The organism is Paenibacillus sp. OT2-17 (genome assembly GCF_009827695.1).
In the GTDB taxonomy this organism is placed as follows: domain Bacteria; phylum Bacillota; class Bacilli; order Paenibacillales; family Paenibacillaceae; genus Paenibacillus; species Paenibacillus polymyxa_B.
Genome location: NZ_WUDQ01000323.1, coordinates 1 through 4,058, shown reverse-complemented (window position 1 = coordinate 4,058; position 4,058 = coordinate 1). Strand labels below are relative to the sequence as shown.

Below are 4,058 nucleotides of genomic sequence, written 5' to 3'. Positions count from 1 at the left end.
GTACGAAATAGTCACGTTACACCATGATCGTGCAAGAGCGAAGAAGGGGATAAGAAGATGAAAGACGTGCTATTCGTTGCCGCGGGCGGAGCGCTTGGAACCTCTACCCGTTATGGCCTGCAATCGCTGTTGCCTGCGGCGGGTGCGGATTTTCCACTTGGTGTGCTGCTAATCAATTGGATCGGCTGCCTGTTTCTGGGTTGGTTCTTTACGGTAACCTTGCGATCATGGCGGATCAAGCCGCGATTGCGACTTGCCATCGGAACAGGCTTTACAGGGGGCTTTACCACCTTTTCCACCTTTGCAGTGGATGCTGTCCGCCTCACGGTTCACGATCGTATGCTGACGGCTGTGTTGTACCTGCTGCTTAGCGTAGGCGGAGGGCTGTTTTTGACATGGATAGGTATCCGCCTAGGTTCAAAAATGACGCAGGCTGCTCCCAAGGAGGAACGCTTATGATCTGGTGGGCAGCGGCAGGCGGTATCGTGGGTACACTGGCGAGATACGGGCTTGGCATGTGGGCCGGAAAGAGGTTTGGTACCGCATTTCCGTGGGGGACGTGGATCATTAACGTCAGCGGTTCATTGCTGCTAGGCTGGCTCTATGGCGAGTTTACGCAAAACCATTTGTCTCCTGCACTCTGGATGCTGCTAGGAACAGGTTTTTGTGGCGGCTACACCACCTTTTCCACATTTGGCTATGAATCTCTTCAACTGATGGAGCGTAAAGAATACCGACGCATGGCTATGTATGTACTGTCCTCTGTCGTGGTAGGAGTTGTAGCTGCGGCTATCGGGTACAGAGTCAGTTAAGCTTTATACATTTTCGAAATAACACGTAAAAATGCAATAAAAAGCTTCCAATCCCGTACTCAAGGCATTTTCAGCCGTGATAAGGTTTCGGAAGCTTAGTGCTGTACCTATACAGCTATTTTTTATCTCGTTCTTTGTACAATTCAGGTAAAAGGGATTCAAGTTCAGGTCTTGGATCAGGATCAGACAACTTCATTTCCTCCAGCGTTTGGACGGCAATCCGTAGCACAGTATAATCCCTATACCAACGGTTGTCTGAAGGAACGACATACCAAGGAGCTTGTTTGGTTGCGCTTAGCTCTAATACATCCTCATAATACTGGGTATATTGCTTCCAAAATTTTCGTTCCTGCAAGTCACTTGGATCGAGTTTCCAGTTTTTGTGAGGCTTTTCAATCCGGTCGATCAGCTTTTCTAACTGAAATTGCTTTGAAATATGTAAAAAGATTTTAACCACCTTTACACCATTATCCAGCAACAACTGTTCAAAATGCTTGATATGCTTAATATTCCGTTTGGCCTGCTTATCGGATATCTGTCCGTGAACACGTGTAATCAGCACATCCTCGTAATAAGAACGGTTAAATGCTGCAATATATCCACGTCCTGGGGTAACGCTATGAGCACGCCATAAGAAATCATGACTCAATTCCTCAGCCGTAGGTGATTTAAAGCTGTGCACAGTCACCCCCGCAGGGTTAAGGTTGGAAAATACCTGTTTGATGACGCCATCTTTGCCGCTGCAATCCATACCCTGAAATACAAACAAAACGGATTGTTTTTTCTCTGTAAATAATTTGCTTTGTAATTCCGTGAAGCGTTCCTTCAATTGATCTGTTTCCTGTCGGATTTCTTCTTTATTTTTGATATTCTTCGTATCCTTGGGGTCCCATTCTTTCAAAGAAACTTTTTTACCCGGTGTCAGCATTCCTAATGAATCAGACATAAAGGCACGCTCCTTTTCAATTGAAGTATGATCTTGTCTACATCATATACCCAAATGAGGATGTTATCAAAAGTTCCTTATGTATTAATGGTCTTTCAAGTTAATTCGAAAAGGATTACATAGGGAAGAAGTTAGAAGTCCCTTGTAGCGATCTTATTTAAATATGACGGTTCCTATTTTAAAATGGGAAGCATACCAATGGATTAAAAAAGGGACGTGCATACACCATGGAAAATTTTTGCAAGGAATGTTTGTCCAGCATGACAGACATCATAAAGAGCAGATTATCAATTCTTTACAAGCCATTACTAAAAACATCTTTCATTAAAAAAGTCGCCTCCCAAATCTGGAGAGACGACTTTTTTAATTCCCTGCTATATCAATGCAAAATGGTCATTTTATTTAAACTGTTTCAGGCTGAAGTTTTTCAACCTTATCAATGGTTCCGCCACCCAGACAGCGTTCCCCGTCGTAAAATACAACAGCTTGTCCAGGCGTAATGGCCTTTTGATGTACATCGAATATGACATGCACGGTTCCATCCGCAAGCCATTGTAAAGTTACTTGCTGATCAGGTTGGCGATAACGGAACTTGGCTGTGCAACGGAATTCGCTGGTCGGACGAGTATCTGCGCCTTCAATCCAGTTCACGTCCGTTGCAATCAGGCTGGTAGAATACAGACTGTGGTGACGATCACCTTGTACCACATACAGAATATTCTTCTCCAGATCCTTATCCGCTACAAACCACGGTTCGCCTGAACCCGATCCGCCAATGCCCAAGCCTTGTCGTTGACCCAGTGTATAGTACATCAGACCATCGTGACGTCCTTTGACTTCACCAGTAGCGATATCCACCATGTCTCCACCTTTTGCAGGCAGATATCCACTCAGAAACTCCTTGAAATTACGCTCGCCGATAAAGCATACGCCTGTGCTGTCTTTCTTCTTGGCCGTATACAGTCCCGCAGCTTCCGCAATTTTACGTACTTCTGGTTTCGGCAGATGACCGATGGGAAACATCGCTCGGGACAACTGTGTTTGGCTTAATGCATTTAGGAAATAAGTCTGATCCTTGTTGCTATCCACACCTCGCAGCAAAGTAAAGTGGCCGTCTTCTTCCACAACCCGTGCATAATGTCCAGTAGCAACATAATCTGCTCCCAAATCCAGCGCTTTATTTAGAAACTCGCCGAATTTAATTTCACGGTTACACATGACATCCGGGTTGGGTGTGCGTCCAGCTTTATATTCATCAAGAAAATAGGAGAATACTTTATCGAAGTATTCTTTCTCAAAATTGACGGTATAGTAAGGAATGTCGATCTGTTCACAGACGCGGCGCACATCCTCCGCATCCTCCTCAGCCGTACAACGGCCAAATTCATCCGTGTCATCCCAGTTTTTCATGAAGATGCCGATTACGTCATAGCCCTGCTCCTTCAGCAGCAGCGCGGTAACGGATGAGTCGACGCCACCGGACATCCCGACGACGACACGGGTTTCATGATTGGCTTTAGCCATGGTCATCACCCAATTCTTTCAATATTGTTGTAGAACCCACCTATTGTAACATAAACGATAATAAGATACGATGTTTGGACGATCAAACGACACGGCGAACGATGGAAGAAAGCTATATAAAATGGGCTAAAGCTGTTCCAAATCGCTCGAAAGCAACTTTTTTTAAGATTGTTACCGTAATGTTTCCCTTTACCTGCCCTAATATGTTAACATAAGCTGAGGGTTAGGATCGGAATAGAGAGGTTTACAACACCAGTTATTCCGCGTGTTTAACGGAATTGTTACTATAAGTGAGGTGGCACAATTGAAAATATCAACGAAGGGCCGTTATGGCCTGACCATTATGATGGAACTTGCAGCTAGGTTTGGCGAAGGTCCAACTTCTTTGAAAAGTATTGCCGAAAAAAATCAGTTGTCAGAGCATTATCTGGAACAGCTCATCGCGCCTTTGCGTAATGCAGGTTTGGTAAAAAGTATCCGTGGTGCTTACGGCGGTTATATTTTGGCGAATGAACCGGCAGGAGTAACAGCGGGAGACATCATTCGTGTACTGGAAGGTCCGATATCTCCGGTCGATTTCACGGAAGAAGACGATCCGGCAAAACGTCAGCTGTGGCTGCGGATTCGTGACAGCATCGCTGAAGTGTTGGATTCTACTACACTTAAGGACTTGATCACATACCAAGAACATGATGAATTGGACAATTACATGTTCTATATTTGAGGTGGATTAACATGAACAGAATTTATCTGGATCATGCCGCATCGACTCCTAT

Annotated in this window: 5 protein-coding genes; 3 read left to right on the top strand and 2 right to left on the bottom strand. The window is 44.8% G+C overall.

The window, feature by feature from the left end; translation table 11 throughout:
* Positions 1 to 57: 57 nt before the first annotated feature.
* Complete coding sequence (crcB, locus tag GRP75_RS20425; RefSeq protein WP_075154633.1) at positions 58 to 459, top strand: fluoride efflux transporter CrcB; 402 nt, start codon at positions 58 to 60, stop codon at positions 457 to 459.
* The gene (gene crcB / locus GRP75_RS20420; RefSeq protein WP_075154632.1) at positions 456 to 812 is read left to right on the top strand and encodes a fluoride efflux transporter CrcB; all 357 of its coding nucleotides are present in this window, start codon (positions 456 to 458) and stop codon (positions 810 to 812) included. Before crcB (GRP75_RS20425) ends, crcB (GRP75_RS20420) begins: the two co-directional genes overlap by 4 nt.
* Before the next feature lie 115 nt (positions 813 to 927).
* On the opposite strand, the gene GRP75_RS20415 is transcribed toward crcB (GRP75_RS20420), so the two are convergent.
* Together GRP75_RS20415 and mnmA are read right to left on the bottom strand one after the other, a co-directional pair.
* A complete protein-coding gene (locus tag GRP75_RS20415; protein WP_025723903.1) occupies positions 928 to 1,758 on the bottom strand; it encodes a PPK2 family polyphosphate kinase in 831 nt (276 codons plus the stop codon).
* A 402-nt stretch (positions 1,759 to 2,160) separates the two neighbouring features.
* A complete protein-coding gene (gene mnmA / locus GRP75_RS20410; RefSeq protein ID WP_023989910.1) occupies positions 2,161 to 3,282 on the bottom strand; it encodes a tRNA 2-thiouridine(34) synthase MnmA in 1,122 nt (373 codons plus the stop codon).
* A gap of 304 nt (positions 3,283 to 3,586) precedes the next feature.
* On the opposite strand from mnmA, the gene cymR reads away from it, so the two are divergent.
* A complete protein-coding gene (gene cymR / locus GRP75_RS20405; RefSeq protein WP_013311532.1) occupies positions 3,587 to 4,006 on the top strand; it encodes a cysteine metabolism transcriptional regulator CymR in 420 nt (139 codons plus the stop codon).
* The last annotated feature ends 52 nt before the right edge of the window (positions 4,007 to 4,058 follow it).

Bases quoted from the DNA above. Each gene is read 5' to 3' on its own strand.
- crcB (WP_075154633.1), top strand. From the start codon at position 58: ATGAAAGACGTGCTATTCGTTGCCGCGGGCGGAGCGCTTGGAACCTCT.
- crcB (WP_075154632.1), top strand. From the start codon at position 456: ATGATCTGGTGGGCAGCGGCAGGCGGTATCGTGGGTACACTGGCGAGA.
- GRP75_RS20415 (WP_025723903.1), bottom strand. From the start codon at position 1,758: ATGTCTGATTCATTAGGAATGCTGACACCGGGTAAAAAAGTTTCTTTG.
- mnmA (WP_023989910.1), bottom strand. From the start codon at position 3,282: ATGGCTAAAGCCAATCATGAAACCCGTGTCGTCGTCGGGATGTCCGGT.